Source organism: Marinobacter salexigens (assembly GCF_002806945.1).
GTDB lineage: Bacteria > Pseudomonadota > Gammaproteobacteria > Pseudomonadales > Oleiphilaceae > Marinobacter > Marinobacter salexigens.
In genome coordinates, this window is record NZ_NIHC01000004.1 from 14,972 (window position 1) to 35,575 (window position 20,604).

The following is a 20,604-nucleotide window of genomic DNA, read 5'->3' on the forward strand; positions in this document are numbered from 1 at the left end:
TTTATTCCACCAGGTATTGGAGACGTTGTTCAAGGAAGGGCACAGAATCTTCCGTGAGCAGCACCAGCATGTCGCAATGGATATTCCTTTCCTCAAGGGTGTAGCTGATCTCAATGCACAGGAGTTGTTCCTGGCGAGCGTTCTGGTGCTCGAGCAAATCTGTGATCTGCCGGTGCTGGCCGAGCACGCTGGGATGGCTGAGGCCGAGTTCCAGATCCAGTTGATCGCCCATGCCTTTGAGAAATGCGCCGAACAGGATGCTCGACATGTCCATCAGCACCTCTACGTTTACGGATTCACCTTCAAGGCTGTCGTAGTGGAGCAGTTCTGCCATTTCCCGAAAGCTGGCATCTGCAAACAGCAGCAAAGCCTCGCCGGCAATGCCTGAGCCGGTGAAACCTTGGCACACGGCGGAATAGGTGTCGCTGTCGTGGGCGGCAGAAATGGCCATATGGAGTTCGGAGTTGGCAATCAGCGCAACTTTCGGGATGGGCTGTTTCACAAAAACTCGCAATAGCCGGGCAAGCAGGTCGGACGAGCGCCCCATGGCGATGTTGGCAACTTCCTGAAGATAGTCGTTCAGAGAGACCGAGATTTCCTGAGCTTGGGTGCCGTCATCCGGGTTAAGCGCGCCATCGCTCAAGGCGGCGCTTTCCAGTTCTCCAGGGCGGTAAAAGCCGTATTCGGTGAGCAGGCTGAGGACAACCCCCAGGTCTGTGGGCTTTTTGATGAAATCGATGGCACCGAGCTTGCGCACCCGCTCCCGGGCTTCTGGCTGTATGTCGCCCGAAACTACGATGGTCATGATGGGTAGATCTTCTGCCCGCACATGCTCCAGCACTTGGTAGCCGTCCATTTCTGGCATGTTGAGATCCAGAAACATCAGGTCGGCCTCGCCTGCGCGCAGCTTTGCCAGGGCTTCCACACCGTCGTTGGCAAACAGGATGGTCTCGGCAAGCCCTGCAGGGAGGGCGCGGGCCATCTGTTTTCTGGCTAGGGCGGAGTCATCGCAGATAAGAATGCGGGTGGTCATTGGTATGGCCAGGAGGTGTTGGATTTCAGGTTGGCAATTATAGCAGTACGCAATGATATGTACACGTAAACGACACCTGTGATCTATTTCAGGATTGATGAAATGTAATGAAGTGTTACTTCTGATTGTGACTGGCCGCACTCCATTGACCCAGTCGCCCAGATATAGTGTCATTTCAGCAACAAGAAGAAAGATGCTAAATGCAAGTATAGGCTGTCTGCGCGCATCGGTAAAATTAAAGCCTGTACGTGGTGCTTATGAATACAAGAGAAACTGATATGAACGTTCGTGCGTGCGGATACGCTGCCTACATAGTGCTTGGTCTCGCCATGTCGAGTTTAGCCCAAGCGGAACTCAAGCCTATGTCAGAAATGGCTATGGGGTATGTGACAGGGCAAGGATTTATGAAGGTGGAGAACCTTTCCGGTCCGAATCATGAGTTCACTCGCATGACTCTGAACATGGATGTGGAAACCCGTGTGAATATGGATGATGCGAAATTCGGAATGATTAATGGAGGCTCGGATTTTGATGCTTCTCATGTTGCTCTCGGCCATATCTCTCGTGATGCGGCAACCGTTCAGTACGACGGCAACACCTACGCATCAGGAGAGGCTGTGCCCTTTGAGGCGTATCAGCCCTACATCGAGTTGGCTGAAACTCCGGACAAAATGCAGCTGTCTGGATTTCGTTTGGGATTTGGACAGGCGCGTGGGTCAGCATCTTCGCTTACCAGAAGTTTCAGTGGCAACATCGGCATGAAACTGACCGATTCCACAGGTGTGGAGCACGATGCCACATTGTTCGATGCTGCCAGCCTTGCAACCGATTACCGGGCAACCCACATTGGTATTAATGATGGCACGGCAGACTGTGCAGCCGGCGTTAACTGCGCACCTTTGAGTCACTTGCAGTCGATTATTGTGGGGGCAGATAACGGGGGCACGACCACTGGTTTTACTAACGATTTCTTTATCGGCTTTCAGAACGAGGGTGTGGACTGGAAGAGCCCCACTGGCACCAATGTGATCCATGCGGGTAAAGGTGTGTTCATTAATCTGCCTACCAATATGAAGGTAGACATGAATGCCTTGATTACTAACGGTGTCGATCGCCTGCAAACCCATCAAACAGATATGGGCACCAGGCTGTTCTGATTACCGCGCCTACAGATGTTCTGGTGCACATGTACTTGAATACCAGCGCTGGGCTAGAATCGGGTGCATTGATCTCACTCTATTCTCTGTTGGAGCCTGGCTTTGATCCGCTCGTTTTATTGGCATGACTACGAAACCTTTGGTGTAGACCCGGTACACGACCGGCCCTCTCAGTTTGCCGGTGTGCGAACCGATGCGGATCTGAATATAATTGAAGACCCGCTGGTTATTTACTGCAAACCTACCGATGATTATTTACCCCATCCGCAAGCCTGCCTGATTACCGGCATTACGCCGCAAAAGGCCATGGAAGAAGGCTTTCCGGAAACCGAATTTATCGGCCAGATAAATGAAGCCTTCAGCCAGCCCGGCACCTGCGTGGTGGGCTACAACAGCCTGCGTTTTGATGACGAAGTTACTCGCCACACCCTTTATCGCAACCTGCGCGACCCCTATGCCCGGGAATGGCAGAACGGCAATTCCCGCTGGGACATTATTGATATGGTGCGGCTAACCTACGCACTACGCCCGGAAGGCATCAACTGGCCCCGCAAGGAAGACGGCAGCCCCAGCTTCAAACTTGAAGAACTCACCGTCGCCAACGGCATAACCCACGAAGCCGCCCACGATGCCATGTCGGATGTAGAAGCAACCTTGGCTGTCGCCAAACTGATTCGGGAAAAGCAGCCGAAGCTGTTTGATTACGTACTGAACAACAAAGACAAACACTCTGCCCGGGCCATGCTGGATACGGCAACCATGAAGCCGGTACTGCACATCTCCGCCAAATACCCGGCTACCCGCGGCTGCTGCGCCATGGTCGCGCCGGTTGCAGATCACCCCAGCAATAAAAACCTGGTGATTGTGTACGATCTGCGGGAAGACCCGAGCGAATTGATCAACGCCACGCCTGAGCAGATACGTGAGCGGGTGTTTACTTCGCAAGCGGAGCTGGGGGAGCAAAAACGCTTCCCGCTAAAAGGCGTGCAGCTGAACAAGTGCCCGGTATTGGCACCCGCGAACATGCTCACCACGCTTTCTCCCGAACGCCTGCAAGAACTCGAACTGGACGGCGACACCCTTCGTGCCAATCTAGCCCTACTGAGAAAAGCCCCGGGATTAGCACAGCGAATTGCAGAAGCCTTCGATCAGCCCCACCAAAGCGACCTGACAGATCCGGATGAACAGCTTTACGCAGGCGGGTTTATATCACCAGTGGATCGCAGTGAACTGAACCGAGTACTGCAAACGCCGCCGGAGTTGTTGGTAGAAGAAACTTTCAATTTTAAAGATGAGCGCCTGCAGGAAATGCTCTTCCGCTACCGTGCCCGGAATTACCCGGATTCACTGACCAGTGAAGAAGCAGAAAGATGGGAACAGTTCCGAACCCAGCGATTGATGGCGCCGAAGAAAGGGTGGTTGTCGCTGGAGGCATTTGGTTTGGAGTTGCAACGGCTGGCGAGCGATCCGGAACTGACGCCGCAGAAGCAGCAGATTTTGGAGGATTTGCATTTGTATGGGGAGTCTTTGATTCCTTATATCTAAACAAAAACGCCCCCTCTTCTGTAATAGACGAGGGGGCGTTTGTTACGCGGCTAAATCAACGCCGCCGCTGGAAGTACACACTCAAATTTTGCCCCATCACACTCTGCACCTCACTCCCCAGCGCCTCGGCCTGAATTTGAGTCTGAACAGGCTTGGTGGCCAAACTATGCCCATCTTCGTCCCGGGCTTTGATCAGCTTCCATTCCACTTCGTTACTCACCATCGCCATCAGGTCTTTCAGCTGAGCTTCATCCTGTGGTTGGAACCAGCGGTCGCGGCAGCCGCCAAGGCTGTAAAAGTCATTTTCCTGAGCAAGCTTCTTCCAAGTCGCATCTTGCCGGTTGGTGAGTACCATGCGGCGGAGCTGGCGTAGGGTAGAGCGGGTTGGTTGCAATCGGTGCTCGGCAATCAGTTTCCTCATCTGCTTGTCGCCGGTTGTTTGCTCGGCGATGGAAGTGTGCAGGTGCACAACGGCACCAGAACCGGCGGCGCTGTTTACGAGAGCAGCCAGAGAAAGTTCTGTCATGGCCGGGGAGGGCAGGCGGCCTACTTCAACCCAGTGCACTTGATGACCATCCGCTACAAATTGCTGGGCGATGGACCAGGGCCAGAACACGATGTTGCTGATCTCGGATTCAGCCGCCATGCGGGTGGCTTTGGCGATGTTGGCAAGAGACTCATCCACAGCGATCACTTCCACATCCGCCAGATAGCTGGCCAGTTCCATAGCCCGCTGACCGGATTGCGCACCGCACACCATGATGCGCAGGGTTTCTGGCAGTTTGTTTGTATCCAATCCCAACTCTGTCGCCATCAGTGATTTCAGGCTGCTTTCGGTGCGGTAAGCCAGTTTTGACCAAGCAGGCCAGGCTTGGGGCACATCGGTTTTATCCAGGCACAGCTCTGCCGCTTTCTCATCAAAGCACTGTTTGATGTCTTCTTCTTCCGCACGGTGGTAGTAGCTGGCGGCAAGAACCGGCTGAAGTGCCAGCGGCCAATCCACCAGATTCCACTGGCCCAATTGAACGGCAAAATCCTGATGAAACAAAGCACCGTACATGGCGCTGATCATTATTGAACCAGTCAAAGCTTCCTGGGATTCACCCATTACAATTTGGGCTTTGAGGCTGTCATTCACCGCAGCAACCAGCCGCTCTTCGTCATCCTCTGCGGCCAGTGCGTAGCCAGTGCGGTCGGCATACTGTGCTATGGCAAGGGTGAGCTGTTGCAGTTCATCGCGCAGCTCAACGGTTTGAGCAACTTCTGCCAGAATGGCGCGGCGCAGCATCACCACCAGTTCTTCCACGGCGGGGTCTGGCATGAGTGTTTTTTGCAGGGCCAGAATCAGCAGTTCGTCTGTGCTGGCGGCATCCAGGAAAATCTCGGCCTGTGGGTTATCCAGATCGTATTGCTGGCGAATGATCGCCCCCACAAAACGCCCGATCTCCTGATGAGGCAAACCCTCCTGCCGAAGCAGAGAAATCGCATCCAGCGCCAGATCACTATCTGCCTTGTGCACCTCAAGATGCTGAGCGCAAGAGAGCATGCCGCTATATACCGAATCCCACTCGGCGCCGGTTTCCAGCAGCTTGCGGTAATGCAGGTAGGCCACATCAAACTGCCCCTGCAACCGCTTGGCATGGGCCACACCACAGAAAGCGGCGGCGGATTGCCGGTCGAAGTCCAAAGCTTGCAGGAAGTGCTGTTCCGCCAGAGCAGGGCGCTCGGTTTTCAAGGCCCAGTAACCCAGGTTGGCGTATTGCTGCGCTTGGCCGGGCTGAACTTGCAGGCTGGCATTAAAGAGGTCGTGGGCGTTTTCAAGCTGCCCGTCGTCCATCTCCACACGCCCCAACAACCCAAGAGCAACGGCGCTGTTTGGCTCAAGCGCAATCACCTCTTCCAGATACACACGGCATTCCTGCCGTGCCTGCAGGCGCTGAATATGGCTTAACCCGCCGCTGTTGGACTCGCCATAAGCAAGATTAGCCTGCAGAAGCAGCCGCGCCGCCTGGGCCTGTTGGGAATGGGATTCCTGAATGTGATGTTTGGCTTGCATGGGATACCTCATCTACCTGCCGCTAAGTTCAAAAATTGCGGCAAAGGCCTGCAGTTTTTGGTTGTTTGCTGTGCTTTGGGAGAGGTGTTGCGAAAGGTGTGCCAGTTTTTTGTAAGTTCCATGGGTCTTGCCGCTCGACTAGCTCGATGTTTGGCTCAATATTTCGAGTGGGGACGTGGCAGCATCTCTGCTATTTTGTACATACAACTGTAAGTACAGGGGTGTGTAATGTGTTTCGAGTAGGATGATTGAAAAGGCCACCAGACGAGAGGTGAAAATGTATGAGCAAAACATCTAAAACAGATTGGAAACGGTTGGTCGAAATGGAAGACGAAGCGATCGACACCAGTGATATTGCAGAGCTGGGTGATGATTTCTTTAAAAAAGCCGAACTTCGGGTGCCAGCAAAACAACCAGTAACCTTGCGGATTGATGAAGACGTGCTGGTGTGGTTCAAGGCGCAGGGAAAGGGGTATCAGACCAGAATTAATAAATTACTGAGGCAGTATATGGAGAGCCAGGTTACAAGGCCGTGATGCTAGGAGCCTTTCATTGCCAACGCTCCCGAACATCCTCCAGCGAGTAGAGTTCTGGCTCGTCTTCAATATCGCGCATAGCTTGTTCAATGCTCATGGCGTTGAAGTCATGCTCTGTCCAGCTGGTTTGCGAGTCTTGATTTTTTTTAGCGTACCGCGCCTCCAGAAAAGCCACAAAATCATGCACTTCCTGTTGCTTTGAAGGAGGTAGTCGGCTGACTCTTTTAATAAGTTCGTCGAGTTGCATCGGCAAAAACCTCAGTTTTCCTTTAAGGTTTACGTTACCACAACCAATGTCTGGTGTTTAGCTGGTTTACTCACACGAAAAGTGCCGCAACACATGAGTATTCGGACCACCAAAGAAGGTTTTTCGAGCGAAGGCCAACTCTGTTACATTGCCCAGCAAATAACCCGCCATGCCACCCCAAAACACCGGAGCCTGAATGCCCGCGCCAATTACCAGCACATACCAAATCAAAATATCGCTCATCGGCGCCCGACCACCCATCTGGCGGCGCTTGCTGATTGATCCAGATACCAACTTTCAGGACCTGCACCGGATGATTCAAGTAGCCATGGGCTGGCAGGGGTATCACTTGCATTTGTTTCAGGTTGGCAACGGCCGTTTGATTGGCGACCCGGCCGAGGACTTCGACGGCATGATGGAATTTCTGGATGAAACCACCGTGCCTGTTTCCAGCGTTCTGAATAAAGAAGGGCAGAAACTGAAGTACGAATACGATTTCGGGGATAGCTGGGAGCACGAAGTAAAGCTTGAAAAGATCCTACCCAACGAACAAGCAGAGGCGCTGCCCAGATGTATACAAGCAGTACGCCAGTGCCCGCCGGAAGATGTTGGCGGCTTGCCTGGGTTCTATGAATTTCTCGACGCTATGGAAGATGCTGCCCACCCGGAACACATAGCCGTTCGGGAGTGGTGCGGCGGTGAACAATTTGACCCTGAGTTTGTAGACCTTGATGGGATTAATGAAATCCTTCTGGAACGAGATGCCTTATTTAATGAAGCCGAGCCGGATTTTCCACCGCAAGCCAGTGACTTCCTAGGCCTCAACCCGAACCAGGTGCATGAGTTACTGCAAAGCCCGCTGAATTGCCCCTCAGTCTTCAAGCCCATATTTGATGCCGAAGCCGTAAACCAAGAACTGGATACCGCCCCGGTAATGCGCATGGCCAAAGCACTGATCCACGATATGGCCGACAAGGGCATACGCCTGACAGGTAAAGGCAACCTCCCACTCAAGCATGTAAAGGCAATGATAGAAGCCGGTGGAGAAGACATTGTATTCCCCATGGCGGGCTTCAGCGCGGCGCGTTCGGAAGAGAATGTTTTGGGCGTGCACCTCACCCGTGTGCTGATGGAGGTTGCCGGTTTCACCAAGAAGGAGAAAGGCCGCCTGCTGCTCAAAAAGTCCGCCGCCAAGCGCATTGAGAAAAAGGGCTGGCTCACCTTTTATATGGACATGCTCTCTGCAGCGCTTTCACAGTTCAACTGGGCCTGGATGGACCACAGTGAAGGCATGGAGGATGTGCAATACATAGGCCCGTTTATCTTCTGGTTGCTCTCAAAAAAAGGCGGCCAGTGGTTGCCGGTGCAGGATTACCTCAGCGATATGCTAAGAGCCTTTCCCCGCTTACCTCTGGCGGCTTACCCGGTTAGCTATGCAAGCGAAGAGCAGCAGGCAAGATGGGCGATGGAATTCAGAATGATACCGCTTTGCCGGATGCTTGGGCTGATAGAGTTGAGCCCGGAATACACGATAATGCGGAAGGAAGATCAGCAGATGATGCGACGGACGGGGTTGTTTGAGGGGGTGTTTGTTAAAGCGTGGGGTCTGCTATGAGTAGCAATGTTATGAAGTACAAAGGGCAGCTAGGCTCTATCGAGCACGATCTGGATCAGGGCGTACTCTACGGGAAGCTTCTGTTTATTAATGATCTGGTGACGTATGAAGCGGAAAGCCTGAGAGGGCTGGAGGCAGAGTTCAGAGTCTCAGTGGATGAATACCTGGCAGATTGTGAACGCATGAGAGTTCCGCCCAATAAGCCTTTTAAGGGGTCGTTCAATATTCGAATCGGCCGGGAACTGCATCAGCAGTTAGCGATGAAAGCGGCGGAAGATGGGCTGGGTTTGAATGAAGCGGTTCATAGAGCTATTGAGACGTTTGTCGCGGCCAGGTAGTGCGAATTTAGTCTTCGCGAACTAACGTTAACCTGGCCTGCTTGAAGGATTTTGAGTTATCAATTATGATAACCTCTGCTAAGGAAGGGCAGTGATATGAAATGGACGATTCAATTTTACGCAGGCGTGGAGAGAGACATTCTTTCAATGCCACCGAAGATACAGGCGCGGATGATCAGACTCTTGGAAATGATTGAAATGCACGGTGCCAATCTTGGGGAGCCACATACCAAACCAATAGGCGCGGGGCTATTCGAAATACGAGCTAAAGCTAAGGAGGGTATAGGGCGAGGGATTTTCTGCTATATGGATAATCAAGCGGTAACTGTTTTGCACGCCTTTGTTAAGAAGGATCAGAAAATTCCGAAAAAGGAATTGAAGTTGGCGCTGGACAGGTTGCGGGAGGTTAAACAATCATGAGTTTGGAAGCACTAAAACGGAAAGCATTGCAGAACGAGACGATCCGTACTGAATATGAAAAGCTGGCGGACGAGTTTGACCTGATGAATCAATTAATCACCATGCGAACCAGTGCAGGCTTAACTCAGGAAGCTCTGGCGAAGCGAATCGGGACTGCAAAAGGTAATATTTCAAGGCTCGAGCGCGGAAAAGGTAACCCGAGTTGGGCGACACTGAAAAAATATGCCAATGCCTGCGGCTTCCAAGTGAAGCTGCAAGCGGTTTCCAGCTCCATGAACTCACCAAGCGCAGTGAACGAATAATTCCATACAGATAAAACGCAAAAAGCCCAACTCGGAGAACCGAATTGGGCTTTTTCGTGCTGGGTTACTAACCCTGCAACAACTGCAGCACCTGCTGCGGCCGTGCGTTGGCCTGAGCCAATACCGAGAGGCCAGCCTGCTGGAGCACCTGGGTGCGAGCCAGTTCGGCGGATTCTGCGGCGAAGTCGGCGTCGCGGATTCGGCTGTTTGAGGCCGAGAGGTTTTCTGAGGTTGTGGCCAGGTTGGCAATGGTGGACTCGAAGCGGTTCTGAATGGCGCCCAGCTCACTCCGGATCGAGTTAACCGAGTTTAGTGCGGTATCAACGCGAAGAATTGCGTCTCCTGCGCCGTAGACAGTATCGATGGCAACGTCGGCCAGACTGTCAGATACAGTGGCCCCTGTGCCGGTGCTGGTCAGTGCTGGAGGGGTGGCGCCAGTCGAAAGTGAAATGGCGCTCAATTCCTGATCAGATTTTATTTCAATTCCGTTCCCGTTTTTACTTGCAACCGCAACGGCGCCATCCAGTTGATTGTTGATGGTTTCGATAACATCGGTAATGCCGGATTCTTCACCGGTAAAGGTGATGGTGTTTAGGGTTCCACCTACTGTTACATTCAGAGAGTCGCCAGTATCAACTCCGTTCGTGCCAGAAAAATCAACACCAAGTGCTGAGGCTGTCGCAATGCTGCCTACATCAATGGCCCGGGAACCTTTGGTCAAGTTAACGCTTATTGTGTCGCCTGTGTTTGCGCCAACCTGAAAAGAGGTAATCCCAAACGTGCCATCAAGAACTTTGAGACCGTTAAAGGAGGTCTGGTTCGAAATTCGGTCAATTTCCTGAATGCGCTGCTGCACTTCTTTGTCCAAATCCTGCCGGTCAGACTCACTGTTGGTGCCGTTGGCGGATTGAACAGAAAGTTCTCGAATTCTTTGTAGGTTAGCCACAACTTGATCCAGCGCACCTTCGGCTGTTTGAGCGAGCGAGATGCCATCGTTCGCATTGCGCTGGGCCATGTTCAGGCCGGAAATTTGAGACTCAAACCGTGTTGAAATGGCTAGGCCAGCGGCATCGTCTTTGGCCGAGTTAATACGCAGGCCAGATGAAAGCCGCTCCAGCGCAGTATTCGCAGCACCTTGAGAGGCGTTCAAATTGCGCTGTGCGTTTAGTGACGCGATATTGGTGTTGATGATCTGAGGCATGTTGCTCTCCCTACCTGAAGCCGCCGGAAGCTCAGCACCTTCATGTAAAGGGGCTTTATACCGGCAAAGATTCGTTTGGTTGCTGTTATATCAATAGGTAAGCCGAATTCATGCCAACTTCCATTTAAGTGTTTAGGATCTTGAAAAATAAAAGATAATTTATTTGATGCCATTCGGCTGTGGAGTAAAGCCGTCAGTCGCTTGGCGCGGATAAGGGCATTGTTTTGCCGTTTTACATTCTATTACAAAGTTTTCTGAAATTTAGCTAAAGGAACCTAGGGAAGCGCCGTTAATCACTATAACAGGGCGGCGTACCCCACTTATTGAGAACGGACGCCAAGCCTCTTCCAGAGAAAACTTAAAGGTTTAGGAGAAGTATTATGGCTCTCGGTATCAACTCAAACATTGCGTCAATCAATGCACAAAATCAACTTGGCAAATCTCAGAGTTTGTCAAACCAGGCATTGGAGCGTTTGTCTTCTGGTTTGCGGATTAACTCGGCTAAAGACGATGCTGCGGGCATGGCGATTTCGACACGTTTTGATGCACAGGTGCGGGGATTAACTGTTGCCCAGCGCAATGCGAACGATGGTATTTCGCTTGCGCAAACAACAGAGGGTGCTCTCAATGAAGTTACAAACAACCTGCAGAGAATTCGGGAGTTGGCGGTTCAAGCCGCAAATGGCACGAACGGTGATGAAGACAAGGCTGCCCTCCAGCAAGAAGTTACCGATCGCATGGCCGAGATTGATCGATTGACCACCGATACAAAGTTTAACGGTATTCAGGTTCTTAATGGTGGAGTGCCTGCAGGTGGTGGTGCTGCTGCAGCGCTCGTTTTTCAGGTCGGCGCTGATAGCGGTCAAACAATATCCATAGACATGACTAGTCATGTGATGGATACGGCTACACTGACCGGTGGCGCGCTTGATATAACCGGTGATAACGCAGCCGTTGGTGCTGAGATCGTCAAAATTGATGAGGCACTGACAAAAGTTAATGATTTTCGAAGTGAGCTTGGTGCGGTACAAAATCGCTTTGAAAGCACAATCGCCAACCTTGGAACATCGATCGAGAATATGAGTGCTGCAAACAGTCGTATCTTGGACGCCGACTTCGCCGCCGAATCCGCAAAAATGGCCAAAGCTAACGTACTACAACAGGCAGGTATTTCGGTTCTGGCTCAGGCTAACGCCCGTCCAAACCAGGTTCTGTCTCTGCTGCAGTAATAGCGGGCAGTTAATACGCATTAATACCAGCCTTTCCAGTGAAGGGCTGGTTTTTGCGCTAACGCGGGGTGAATTATGAATGATGTTAATCTTTACAGCCCGGGTTTGAAGCTGGCGGCTGCAGGCGGCCAGCCAGTAGGTTTGCGGTCGGCTCAGACTGCGAAAGCCGATACCTCCATTGTGAATGTTCAGGCTTCTGAAAAGGCGCAGGTGGTTCGATCTGAAGCCCGCCCGGAAGAGCTTGAGGTAGCGGTGACGAAGCTCAATGATTACGTTCAAACGGTTCAACGCGACTTGCAGTTTGAAGTCGATATGGAGCGTGGACAAACCATTGTTCGAGTTGTCGATAATGAAACCCAGGAAGTTATTCGTCAGATGCCGGATGAGGTTGCTTTGAGATTGGCAGACAATTTGCAGCAAGATGAGCCACTGACGTTGCTCAACCTTGAGGTTTGAAGGTTGTTTTGCTTATCCTGAGTGCATGGGTACTGAGTTTGCAGCTGATTGGAAGCGCCGTCGCACTCGCAAGGGGCGGCGGTGTTTTAGGTTTTAGGCTATAATTTGTACAAATAAATGATAAAAGCGGCAAAGTTTTTCCGTATGCTGCCGATAACCAAGTACACGCAGATAGACATACCACATGTTTAGCCCCTATGGAGGCACACTATGGCATCAATTACTTCACTGGGCGCAGGTTCCGGGATATTCAGTTCTGACCTTGTCGATAAACTGGTTGAAGCCGAGCGCGTGCCAACAGAGAATCGGCTGGACAATAAAGAGCAGTCTGTACAGGCGAAGATTTCCGCTTTCGGAGCGCTGAAAAGTGCCTTGGAGGCAATGCAATCTCCCCTTGAGGGCCTGATGTCCGGGAAGGCTTTTGAAGCTTATGCCTCAAAAATATCGAATGAAGCCGTGGCAGGGGCGACCATTGCGGAGTCTGGAGTATCGCGTGGTTCTTATACTCTGAATGTCTCTCAGTTGGCCCAGCGTCAGTCTCTGGCGTCTACCAGCATGGTGGATAAGGATACCACCGCATACGGCTCTGGCACTTTAACGTTCAATGTGGGTGGCGTCAGCACAGACATAACCATTAATAGCAGCAATAACACGCTTGAAGGTATTGCCAGTGCGATCAATGAGGCAGGCGCAGGCGTTTCGGCAGGAGTAGTCGACACCGGTTCTGGCTACCGTTTGGTGATGACATCAGATGAGAGTGGTACTGATAATGCCATCACGGTAACAACCGCAGGTGATGCCGCGCTGTCGCAATTTGAATTTGATGGTGGTGGTTCCGGTATGAGCCAGACTGTGGCGGCACTTGATGCCAAGCTTGATGTGAACGGTATCGCTATCACGCGATCTTCCAACACGGTTGAGGGCGTAATAGAGGGTGTGACTTTTGATTTAAAATCTGCGGGCACCTCTATAGTCACGATTGCATCCGACCCAGACAAAGTAACTGAGAGCGTTCAGGAATTTGTAGATAAATACAATGCCCTGCAGGACGTTATCAAAAAAGCATCTGGTTATGATGCAGGTGCCGAGCGTGGTGGCGTGTTGACGGGTGACTCTACTATTCGCAGCCTTCAGAATGATTTACGCGCAATGCTTACCGACATCCCTGATGGTTTGCAGAACTCGCCTGTGCGTATGCTGGCTGATATTGGCATCTCCACAAATCCAGACACCGGAAAGCTGGACTTTAGCGCCGATAAGTTTAAAGAACAGTTGTTTGCAAATCCTGATGACGTAACGGCTTTATTTTCGGGTGACAACGGTATTGCCGCCAGAGCCCTGGAGTCGGTTGAGAGTTATGTGCAATCGAGTGGCCGTTTTGACAACCGCACCGAAGGGTTGAGCAAAACCCTCGAAGATATTCAGGATCAGCGCATTCGCCTGGCTGATAAAACGGAATCTTTGCGCGCACGATTGGTCAAGCAGTTTTCTGCGGCTGACTCGTTAATTGCTCAGCTCCAAAGCACCGGTAATTTTGTTAGCCAGCAACTTGAAGCACTTGCGCCACAAAACAATAAGTGATCATTCGAGCGGATTCGGCTGGCACTAAGAGGTTAAATATGAACGGTTTACAAGCTTACCAACGCGTTAATACCCAAACCAGCATTACCGATGCGGATCCACACCGCTTGATTCAGCTTTTATACAACGGTGCCTTGGAGCGCATAAACATGGCCAAAGCCCGCATGCAGGCGAAGGACTATGAAGGCAAGGGCAATCTGATTAGCAAAGCCATTGAAATTATCGGTGGTTTGAGGGGCTTTCTGGATTTTGAGAAAGGCGGCGAACTAGCTGCGCGCCTTGAAGGTTTGTACGACTACATGGAGCGTACCCTTCTGGAAGCCAGCGCCAAGAACGATATGACCAAGCTGGATGAAGTTGCTGATCTGCTGCGCTCTATCAAAGATGGTTGGGATGGTATTCGGGAAGAGGCTGTATCCAAGTCAGCTCAGGTTGGTTGACTTTACCTTCCCCCCTCTCCCCCGGCCCCTCTCCCGCAAGGGGAGAGGGGAGGTACTCCCCAGGTCGAAAGTAGGCGCACCATGCTTACAGGCAGTGCAGTAAAAGCCCCTCGCCCTTGGCGGGAGAGGGGTTGGGGAGAGGGGGAGTGTGCATCAGTCCCAGCGAATATCAATCTCCCGCTTGTTGGCCATGCAGTCCCTCAAATATAAATTTATCAGGGTCTGGTATGGCACTCCGGTTTTGTCGGCCATTTCCTTGAAATAATCCAGCACATCTTCCCCCAGCCTCATGGTTACGGGCTTTTTGAGTTTTGCGGCATAGGGGTTTGGCCGCGATTTCATTTTGGATAGATCGTATTCTGCTTTCATGAGAGGCCACCATGGTAATGAGAACGTTCTGTTGCGGTTGCCTTCCTTGCTGAAATTATCCTGATTACGTTGCCTCCTTTGCGTTCACAATGGCATACAAGTAAAAGTCTGCCGAGAGCGCTTGTGCCCAGCATAAGAAATCTGTCCTCGTGTTCTGAGTTTTCACCATCGAAGAACTGGATGGCGAACTCATCGAAGAAGACGGTTTGCGCCTCATTAAAGCTAACTCCATGCTTTACTTCATTCGACGCGGCTTTGGTGCGATTCCATTCGAATTTGATCATCCATACATTGTATGTACGCGGTGGTAACAGTCAATAGCCAACTCCCCCGCACTCCCGTACAATACGCCTCTTCTTTTCAATACATCCATTCTGTTCAGTCTGGAGCAAAAATATGTCTGATATTAAAAAGGTGGTTCTGGCCTATTCTGGCGGCCTGGATACCTCCGTTATTGTTCGGTGGTTGCAGGATACTTATAACTGTGAGGTGGTAACGTTTACCGCCGACATCGGCCAGGGTGAGGAAGTTGAGCCGGCGCGTGCGAAGGCGGAAGCCTTGGGCGTGAAGGAAATTTACATTGAGGACCTGCGCGAGGAGTTTGTGCGCGATTATGTGTTCCCGATGTTCCGTGCCAACACCGTTTATGAAGGTGAGTACCTGCTGGGTACGTCTATTGCGCGCCCTCTGATTGCCAAGCGTTTGATTGATATTGCTAACCAGACCGGTGCAGATGCTATTTCCCACGGCGCGACCGGTAAGGGCAACGACCAGGTTCGTTTTGAGCTGGGTGCCTATGCGCTGAAGCCGGGTGTTAAGGTTATCGCGCCCTGGCGTGAATGGGATCTGAATTCCCGTGAGAAGCTGCTGAAATACTGCGAAGAGCGCAACATTCAGGTAGACATGAAGCCGGGCAAATCGCCTTACTCCATGGATGCCAACCTGCTGCACATTTCCTATGAAGGCATGAATCTGGAAGATCCTTGGTCAGAAGCTGAGGACGATATGTGGCGCTGGAGTGTGTCTCCGGAAGCTGCGCCAGATAAGCCGACTTACATTGAACTCACGTACCGCAAGGGCGATATTGTTGCCGTTGATGGCGTTGAGATGAAAGCTCACGAAGTGCTGGAGAACCTGAACAAGGTTGCTGGCGCTAACGGTATTGGCCGTTTGGATATTGTTGAGAACCGTTACGTGGGCATGAAGTCCCGCGGTTGCTACGAAACACCGGGCGGTACGATTATGCTGCGTGCGCACCGTGCGATTGAGTCCATCACTCTGGACCGCGAAGTAGCGCACCTTAAAGACAGCCTGATGCCCCGTTACGCGACTGTTATCTATAACGGCTACTGGTGGTCCCCGGAGCGTGAAGCTCTGCAGGCGCTGATCGACCAGACTCAGGAATACGTGAACGGCGTTGTTCGTCTGAAGCTGTACAAGGGCAACGTGGATGTAGTTGGCCGTAAATCTGAAGACTCATTGTTCGATGAGAAAATTGCCACCTTTGAAGAAGACGAAGGCGCATATGACCAGAAAGACGCAGAAGGCTTCATCAAGCTGAATGCGCTGCGCCTGCGGATTGCTGCGGGTAAAGGTCGTAAGCTTTAAAAGCTGACACTGTGCCTGACCAAGGCCGGTGCAGCCTCCCAGAAAACGCCCGTAAATACATCCGTGTAGGGCTCGGTCGCGCCATCCCTGGCGCTCCACGTTTCTGGGAGGCTGTACCGGCCTTGGTCGTTCTAGGTTAGTTGCTGGCCTCTGCTTGCCGAAACTCCCCAGGCGTCATCCCCGCCACCACCTTGAATTTCCGATGAAACGAGGTCGTCTCGCTATACCCCAGCCTCAATGCGATATCCGGAATGCTCAAATCGCTGTTCAGCAAATAATCTTCCGCCATCTTCTGGCGAACTTCATCCAGTAACTTCTGATAAGAAACCCCCTCCTGGCTCAGCTTTCGCTGCAGGGTTCTGCTCGTTATCCCTAAGTTTTCCGCCACCATGTCCTGCCGGGTAATGCCGTGCATCAGTTGCTGCTGAATGCTGTGCTTTACCTGCGATGTCAGGTCGGTATCTGTATCCAGTGAGGCCAACTGGGTGAGGGCATGGGCTTCCAGGGTCTTGCGGAGCATGGGGTCGGGTTGTCGCAGGCGGGTTTCCAGCAGTTCTTTTTTTAGGGTTATGGAATCCTCATCGGCGCCAAACTGCACTGGGCACTTCCAGCGCTCCAGGTAGGCTTGTTCGAGTTCAGCGCCGGGGGATTGTCGCATCAGGCGAACGCCGGTGGGGGAGGCGTTCGCATCGTCTGCCAGCCAGCGGGCATAGTTAATCCAGGAGGCAAACACGTTGTCGATAACCTGCGGCCGCACAATCGGGTGGTTGTAGTTGCAGTTCCAGATGAGTTTGATGGAACGCTGCTCCATGGCAAGAGCAGTGGTGCCCATGTCGCCCACCAGTTTTTCAAAGGGCGCAATGCGAGCCACGGCTTCCCCAAGGGTTACACAGCTCATGGTGATGTAGCCCAGCACGCTGTAGGAACCAGGCTGCACGAAGTCGCCGGTTTCCAGCCCAAGTATGGGATTGTTGGTGAGTTCGCAGAGTAAAAGGATGAACTGCTGAAACTGGTCGCCGTTTATCCGGCCTTCGTCAGAATCCAGAATGGCGGGTTCAAGGCCTGCTTTATTAAATAGTGCGGTGGTGTCTGCACCTATGGATTCGGCGGCGCGCACATACTGGCGCAGGGCAGCAACGGAGGCAGTTCCAAGGTTTGTCATGATTACAGCACGGTTGTTTTTAGGTGTTATCGGGGAAGTATAACGAAACTTGCGCTGAACAAGTTAAACGAATGATTGCGAGGGAGCAAAAAACAAAAAGGCCAGCTAAAGAGCTGGCCTAAAGAGAGAGAACAAACGAAAGTGCCTGAAAAATTCGTTAATTCGGTGGATTCCCATTTGGCGGCGGAGGTACAACACGGCTCCTCCGCCATGGGGGATACTGCTTAAATCCACAATCTTAGAATAGGGCTTTCGCTTTGCTATGTCTGTGCGTGATGTGTGTCACAGTGTTACGGATTGTTGGTCAGTTCAGGCGCTGGCGCCCATCTCGGGAACAGTTTCGGTAAACCGGCGGGTTTCGTAGGCATCCACCAGGCCGTGTACCGACGCCCGCTCCATGTCCTGAATAGAGGGTGTGCCGTTCTGTGCGTCGGCTTTGCAAAGCACCATGCCGGCCTCTACAGAGATGTACCCGGCGGTTGTTTTCAGGGCTTTGTGGTTGATGCCATCGAAAACCCGGCGGAAGGCGGTTGTGGTGCAGTGATCGCTGTTCGGGAAGTAGGCAATCACGGCGAATTGGTTGTCGCCTACGCGGCAGAGAACGTCGATAGGGCGAATCAGGGTGCTGAGCCTTCGGGCAATGCCTACGGAGAGTTCTGTCATCACCGTTGGCGGGTGTTTGCGTTTAAGTTCCTGCCAGTTGCGAATACCGCACAGCACATAGGCCGAGGCGCCTCCGCGGGATTCTGCATGCCGCAGCATTTTAGAGAGCCGGTCGCGGCCGTAACGGTTGTTGCAAAGCCCGGTTTCCATGTCGATGATGCTGCTGGATTCCAGTTCCCGGTTGTTCTCGATAAGCAGTGCGTTCGCCCGCAGCAGGGTGTTCTGGCGATCGGCCATGCGGTCTGCCGCATAAATTCTGGGGATCAGCTGCTTGCTCATGTCAGACTTGTAAATGAAGTCGTCCACGCCGCGGTCAAAGGCAAATGCCAGGGCTTCTACACTCTCCCGGGCGGTCAGGAGAATTACATAAGTGTAGTGATTGGTTTGCTCATCCAGCTGGCGCACCCGATCGGTGAGCTGCAACCCGTCCATTTCCGGCATTAGCCAATCGGCAATCAACACGCTCACCGCGCGCTGTTCCATCAGTTTGAGGGCGGCGGGGGCGTTGTTGGCGATGCGTACGTCGCGATATCCGGCATTTCGCAGGGTTCGGCCAACTACCATACTGCTGAACTTCGCGTCGTCTACTACGAGGATGGGGAGATCCAGGTTTGGCATTGTTACCTACTTAATTTGCAGTCCATTGTCAGATGCGGGGATTTCCGGGGCTTGGTATGCTTGCCCCCTGATTTAAAGCAAAGAGTATACTCGCTACAGCTCCTGGAGAATAACGACCATGCCTTCTTTTGACATAGTTTCCGAAATTGATATGCACGAAGTGACCAATGCGGTGGATAAAGCCAAGAAAGATCTGGGTAACCGCTGGGATTTCAAAAATGTTGATGCCGATCTTGAGATGGACGAAAAAGGTGTAACCGTCAGCGCGGAGCAGGAATTCCAGCTTGAACAGCTGATCGAGATTCTGCGCATGGCGTTTGCCAGCCGAAAAATTGATGCCCGCGCGCTTTCCGAGAGTGGAGAGAGCAAATCCGGCAAGCTGATCAAGCAGCATTTTGTGCTGAAGCAGGGCATTGAGACGGATATGGCGAAAAAGATCGTGAAGATGATCAAGGATGCCAAGCTGAAAGTGCAGGCCAGCATTCAGGGCGATAAGGTTAGAGTGACCGGCAAGAAGCGGGACGATCTGCAAGCCGCAATGGCCTTGTTGCGTGAGGCTGAACTGGACGTGCCTTTGCAGTTTAATAATTTCCGCGACTGATTCGGAGGCTTCACCATTTCAACCGGCACCCGCCTGGATTTGATCCGGGATACGCTACACACCTACACGCGCTGGCAGGTGATTGCTCTTCTGTTTCTCGGCTTTTCCGCCGGGATGCCGTTTTTGCTGGTGTTTTCCACGCTGAATGCCCGCTTGGCGGATGTGGGTGTAGAAACTGCCACCATCGGTTTTTTCAGCTGGCTGGGCATAACCTATTCCATCAAGGTGTTCTGGGCGCCGGTAGTGGATCGTTTGAAGTTACCGGTGTTGGACAGGCTGCTGGGCAAGCGCCGAAGCTGGATATTGTTCGCGCAGGTAGGTATTGCGACTGGTCTGTACCTGATGGCTCATGTGGATGCCATCGCCGTTCCCGAAACCATGGCTTTGTGTGGGCTGCTGGTGGCTTTTTCCTCGGCAACCCAGGATGTGGCCATTGATGCCTATCGCATAGAGATTGCTGAAGAGCGGTTGCAGGCTGCGTTGGCCGCTACTTATATCTTTGGATATCGGCTGGCGTTGCTGGTTGCCGGTGCTGGGGCTCTGTATCTGGCGGAGTTCTGGTCCTGGCAGGTATCTTACGAGGTTATGGCAGCGCTGGTGGGCGTGGGTGCCATTACCGTGCTGGTTATTCGGGAGCCAGCGGTGAACCATTTTTCTGCTGCGCAGGACATTGCCCACAAGATCGAGCAGGAAGCTGCCAAGCGCACTCATCTTGGGCCTCGGGTTGCTCGTTTTGCGGGTTGGTTTTATGCCGCCGTGGCCGGCCCGTTTCTGGATTTCTTTCGCCGTTATAAAGAGCTGTCCATAGCGATTTTGTTGATGGTGGCGGTGTACCGTATTTCTGATATTGCCATGGGCGTGATGGCCAACCCCTTCTACCTGAATTTTATGGGCTTTAGCAAAACCCAGGTGGCAGACGTTACCAAGATTTTCGGGTTTTTCATGACTATTGCGGGCTCACTGGCTGGCGGGGTTCTGGTTGTGCGTTATGGCACCAGAAAGATTCTGCTGGCGGGCGCCATTCTGACGGCCAGCACTAATCTATTGTTTGTGTTTTTGGCGCAGTATCCACCCAATTTGGCCACCCTGGCGGTGGTGGTCAGTGCCGATAATCTCAGTGGCGGTATTGCCAATGTGGCGCTGATTGCCTGGCTTTCCAGTATGACCAGTGCATCGTTCACTGCCACTCAATATGCGCTGTTTAGCTCCCTGATGACACTGCCCGGAAAGTTCCTGGGCGGCTTCTCGGGGATGGTGGTTGCAAGTTTTGGTTATGCGGAGTTCTTCCTCGTAGCCGGTTTGATGGGTATACCTGCCATTCTGCTGGCTATGTTCCTGATTCGACAGGGCGAACGGCTGGATGCGTTGGCGCCGGATCACTCGGGGACTGCCGAGCCGGATGCCCCTCAACCAGCAGGTGGGTAGGC

22 protein-coding genes are annotated in these 20,604 nt (G+C 52.4%); 14 read left to right on the forward strand and 8 right to left on the reverse strand.

The genetic code is table 11. The features are described 5' to 3' along the window. Position 1: 1 nt before the first annotated feature. Complete coding sequence (locus tag CDH47_RS08045) at positions 2–1,033, reverse strand: response regulator (RefSeq protein ID WP_100639374.1); 1,032 nt, start codon at positions 1,031–1,033, stop codon at positions 2–4. A 278-nt stretch (positions 1,034–1,311) separates the two neighbouring features. On the opposite strand from CDH47_RS08045, the gene CDH47_RS08050 reads away from it, so the two are divergent. Together CDH47_RS08050 and sbcB are read left to right on the forward strand one after the other, a co-directional pair. Beyond that, entirely contained in the window at positions 1,312–2,190 is an 879-nt protein-coding gene (locus CDH47_RS08050; protein WP_100639375.1) for a hypothetical protein, read from the forward strand. Between the two features lie 102 nt (positions 2,191–2,292). After that, positions 2,293–3,735: an exodeoxyribonuclease I gene (gene sbcB, locus CDH47_RS08055; protein WP_100639376.1), complete on the forward strand. Its 1,443-nt coding sequence runs from the start codon at positions 2,293–2,295 to the stop codon at positions 3,733–3,735. A 55-nt stretch (positions 3,736–3,790) separates the two neighbouring features. Here sbcB and CDH47_RS08060 read toward each other — a convergent pair whose 3' ends face one another. After that, a complete protein-coding gene (locus tag CDH47_RS08060) occupies positions 3,791–5,791 on the reverse strand; it encodes a hypothetical protein (RefSeq protein ID WP_100639377.1) in 2,001 nt (666 codons plus the stop codon). Positions 5,792–6,072: 281 nt separating this feature from the next. Between CDH47_RS08060 and CDH47_RS08065 the strand changes: the two genes are divergently transcribed. Beyond that, entirely contained in the window at positions 6,073–6,327 is a 255-nt protein-coding gene (locus CDH47_RS08065) for a BrnA antitoxin family protein (protein ID WP_100639378.1), read from the forward strand. Positions 6,328–6,340: 13 nt separating this feature from the next. On the opposite strand, the gene CDH47_RS08070 is transcribed toward CDH47_RS08065, so the two are convergent. After that, positions 6,341–6,574, reverse strand: coding sequence for a DUF2281 domain-containing protein (locus CDH47_RS08070; RefSeq protein ID WP_100639379.1), 234 nt, complete (start codon positions 6,572–6,574; stop codon positions 6,341–6,343). A 196-nt stretch (positions 6,575–6,770) separates the two neighbouring features. Between CDH47_RS08070 and CDH47_RS08075 the strand changes: the two genes are divergently transcribed. The 4 genes from CDH47_RS08075 (at position 6,771) to CDH47_RS08090 (ending at position 9,249) form a co-directional block, all read left to right on the forward strand. Further along, positions 6,771–8,189, forward strand: coding sequence for a plasmid pRiA4b ORF-3 family protein (locus tag CDH47_RS08075; protein WP_100639380.1), 1,419 nt, complete (start codon positions 6,771–6,773; stop codon positions 8,187–8,189). Next, the gene (locus tag CDH47_RS08080) at positions 8,186–8,527 is read left to right on the forward strand and encodes a type II toxin-antitoxin system HicB family antitoxin (protein ID WP_100639381.1); all 342 of its coding nucleotides are present in this window, start codon (positions 8,186–8,188) and stop codon (positions 8,525–8,527) included. The genes CDH47_RS08075 and CDH47_RS08080 overlap by 4 nt, the downstream gene beginning before the upstream one ends. 96 nt (positions 8,528–8,623) lie before the next feature. After that, a complete protein-coding gene (locus CDH47_RS08085) occupies positions 8,624–8,947 on the forward strand; it encodes a type II toxin-antitoxin system RelE/ParE family toxin (protein WP_100639382.1) in 324 nt (107 codons plus the stop codon). Next, complete coding sequence (locus CDH47_RS08090) at positions 8,944–9,249, forward strand: helix-turn-helix domain-containing protein (RefSeq protein WP_100639383.1); 306 nt, start codon at positions 8,944–8,946, stop codon at positions 9,247–9,249. Before CDH47_RS08085 ends, CDH47_RS08090 begins: the two co-directional genes overlap by 4 nt. A gap of 67 nt (positions 9,250–9,316) precedes the next feature. Here the strand turns inward: CDH47_RS08090 and CDH47_RS08095 are convergent, their stop codons facing one another. Further along, positions 9,317–10,450, reverse strand: a complete 1,134-nt coding sequence (locus CDH47_RS08095; RefSeq protein WP_100639384.1) for a flagellin — start codon at positions 10,448–10,450, stop codon at positions 9,317–9,319. 380 nt (positions 10,451–10,830) lie between these two features. Between CDH47_RS08095 and CDH47_RS08100 the strand changes: the two genes are divergently transcribed. The 4 genes from CDH47_RS08100 to fliS all read left to right on the forward strand — a co-directional run bounded on the left by CDH47_RS08100 (position 10,831) and on the right by fliS (position 14,156). After that, complete coding sequence (locus CDH47_RS08100; RefSeq protein WP_100639385.1) at positions 10,831–11,679, forward strand: flagellin N-terminal helical domain-containing protein; 849 nt, start codon at positions 10,831–10,833, stop codon at positions 11,677–11,679. A gap of 75 nt (positions 11,680–11,754) precedes the next feature. Continuing rightward, the gene (locus CDH47_RS08105) at positions 11,755–12,135 is read left to right on the forward strand and encodes a flagellar protein FlaG (RefSeq protein WP_100639386.1); all 381 of its coding nucleotides are present in this window, start codon (positions 11,755–11,757) and stop codon (positions 12,133–12,135) included. Between the two features lie 210 nt (positions 12,136–12,345). Continuing rightward, on the forward strand, positions 12,346–13,716 hold the full coding sequence (fliD, locus tag CDH47_RS08110) for a flagellar filament capping protein FliD (protein WP_100639387.1): 1,371 nt from the start codon (positions 12,346–12,348) through the stop codon (positions 13,714–13,716). Positions 13,717–13,754: 38 nt separating this feature from the next. Next, complete coding sequence (fliS, locus tag CDH47_RS08115) at positions 13,755–14,156, forward strand: flagellar export chaperone FliS (RefSeq protein ID WP_100639388.1); 402 nt, start codon at positions 13,755–13,757, stop codon at positions 14,154–14,156. 153 nt (positions 14,157–14,309) lie between these two features. Here fliS and CDH47_RS08120 read toward each other — a convergent pair whose 3' ends face one another. Further along, positions 14,310–14,525: a BrnA antitoxin family protein gene (locus tag CDH47_RS08120; protein WP_100639389.1), complete on the reverse strand. Its 216-nt coding sequence runs from the start codon at positions 14,523–14,525 to the stop codon at positions 14,310–14,312. Beyond that, a complete protein-coding gene (locus CDH47_RS08125) occupies positions 14,522–14,809 on the reverse strand; it encodes a BrnT family toxin (RefSeq protein ID WP_100639390.1) in 288 nt (95 codons plus the stop codon). The genes CDH47_RS08120 and CDH47_RS08125 overlap by 4 nt, the downstream gene beginning before the upstream one ends. 112 nt (positions 14,810–14,921) lie before the next feature. Here CDH47_RS08125 and CDH47_RS08130 point away from each other — a divergent pair, with 112 nt between their 5' ends. Then, on the forward strand, positions 14,922–16,133 hold the full coding sequence (locus tag CDH47_RS08130) for an argininosuccinate synthase (protein ID WP_100639391.1): 1,212 nt from the start codon (positions 14,922–14,924) through the stop codon (positions 16,131–16,133). Between the two features lie 136 nt (positions 16,134–16,269). Here CDH47_RS08130 and CDH47_RS08135 read toward each other — a convergent pair whose 3' ends face one another. Then, complete coding sequence (locus tag CDH47_RS08135; protein ID WP_100639392.1) at positions 16,270–17,295, reverse strand: AraC family transcriptional regulator; 1,026 nt, start codon at positions 17,293–17,295, stop codon at positions 16,270–16,272. 309 nt (positions 17,296–17,604) lie between these two features. After that, complete coding sequence (locus CDH47_RS08140) at positions 17,605–18,576, reverse strand: GGDEF domain-containing response regulator (protein ID WP_100639393.1); 972 nt, start codon at positions 18,574–18,576, stop codon at positions 17,605–17,607. A gap of 118 nt (positions 18,577–18,694) precedes the next feature. On the opposite strand from CDH47_RS08140, the gene CDH47_RS08145 reads away from it, so the two are divergent. Together CDH47_RS08145 and CDH47_RS08150 are read left to right on the forward strand one after the other, a co-directional pair. After that, complete coding sequence (locus tag CDH47_RS08145) at positions 18,695–19,177, forward strand: YajQ family cyclic di-GMP-binding protein (RefSeq protein ID WP_100639394.1); 483 nt, start codon at positions 18,695–18,697, stop codon at positions 19,175–19,177. 39 nt (positions 19,178–19,216) lie between these two features. Further along, positions 19,217–20,602 carry an AmpG family muropeptide MFS transporter gene (locus CDH47_RS08150; protein WP_420843672.1) on the forward strand — a complete coding sequence of 462 codons (1,386 nt, stop codon included), beginning with the start codon at positions 19,217–19,219 and terminating at the stop codon, positions 20,600–20,602. Positions 20,603–20,604: the final 2 nt, after the last annotated feature.

Excerpts from the sequence above, each read along its gene's own strand:
- CDH47_RS08090 (WP_100639383.1), top strand. The coding sequence starts at position 8,944 with ATGAGTTTGGAAGCACTAAAACGGAAAGCATTGCAGAACGAGACGATC.
- CDH47_RS08130 (WP_100639391.1), top strand. The coding sequence starts at position 14,922 with ATGTCTGATATTAAAAAGGTGGTTCTGGCCTATTCTGGCGGCCTGGAT.
- CDH47_RS08070 (WP_100639379.1), bottom strand. The coding sequence starts at position 6,574 with ATGCAACTCGACGAACTTATTAAAAGAGTCAGCCGACTACCTCCTTCA.
- CDH47_RS08060 (WP_100639377.1), bottom strand. The coding sequence starts at position 5,791 with ATGCAAGCCAAACATCACATTCAGGAATCCCATTCCCAACAGGCCCAG.
- CDH47_RS08100 (WP_100639385.1), top strand. The coding sequence starts at position 10,831 with ATGGCTCTCGGTATCAACTCAAACATTGCGTCAATCAATGCACAAAAT.
- CDH47_RS08120 (WP_100639389.1), bottom strand. The coding sequence starts at position 14,525 with ATGAAAGCAGAATACGATCTATCCAAAATGAAATCGCGGCCAAACCCC.
- CDH47_RS08050 (WP_100639375.1), top strand. The coding sequence starts at position 1,312 with ATGAACGTTCGTGCGTGCGGATACGCTGCCTACATAGTGCTTGGTCTC.
- CDH47_RS08135 (WP_100639392.1), bottom strand. The coding sequence starts at position 17,295 with ATGACAAACCTTGGAACTGCCTCCGTTGCTGCCCTGCGCCAGTATGTG.
- CDH47_RS08065 (WP_100639378.1), top strand. The coding sequence starts at position 6,073 with ATGAGCAAAACATCTAAAACAGATTGGAAACGGTTGGTCGAAATGGAA.
- CDH47_RS08085 (WP_100639382.1), top strand. The coding sequence starts at position 8,624 with ATGAAATGGACGATTCAATTTTACGCAGGCGTGGAGAGAGACATTCTT.
- CDH47_RS08125 (WP_100639390.1), bottom strand. The coding sequence starts at position 14,809 with ATGATCAAATTCGAATGGAATCGCACCAAAGCCGCGTCGAATGAAGTA.
- fliS (WP_100639388.1), top strand. The coding sequence starts at position 13,755 with ATGAACGGTTTACAAGCTTACCAACGCGTTAATACCCAAACCAGCATT.
- CDH47_RS08080 (WP_100639381.1), top strand. The coding sequence starts at position 8,186 with ATGAGTAGCAATGTTATGAAGTACAAAGGGCAGCTAGGCTCTATCGAG.
- CDH47_RS08095 (WP_100639384.1), bottom strand. The coding sequence starts at position 10,450 with ATGCCTCAGATCATCAACACCAATATCGCGTCACTAAACGCACAGCGC.
- CDH47_RS08075 (WP_100639380.1), top strand. The coding sequence starts at position 6,771 with ATGCCCGCGCCAATTACCAGCACATACCAAATCAAAATATCGCTCATC.
- CDH47_RS08105 (WP_100639386.1), top strand. The coding sequence starts at position 11,755 with ATGAATGATGTTAATCTTTACAGCCCGGGTTTGAAGCTGGCGGCTGCA.
- CDH47_RS08045 (WP_100639374.1), bottom strand. The coding sequence starts at position 1,033 with ATGACCACCCGCATTCTTATCTGCGATGACTCCGCCCTAGCCAGAAAA.
- fliD (WP_100639387.1), top strand. The coding sequence starts at position 12,346 with ATGGCATCAATTACTTCACTGGGCGCAGGTTCCGGGATATTCAGTTCT.
- CDH47_RS08145 (WP_100639394.1), top strand. The coding sequence starts at position 18,695 with ATGCCTTCTTTTGACATAGTTTCCGAAATTGATATGCACGAAGTGACC.
- CDH47_RS08140 (WP_100639393.1), bottom strand. The coding sequence starts at position 18,576 with ATGCCAAACCTGGATCTCCCCATCCTCGTAGTAGACGACGCGAAGTTC.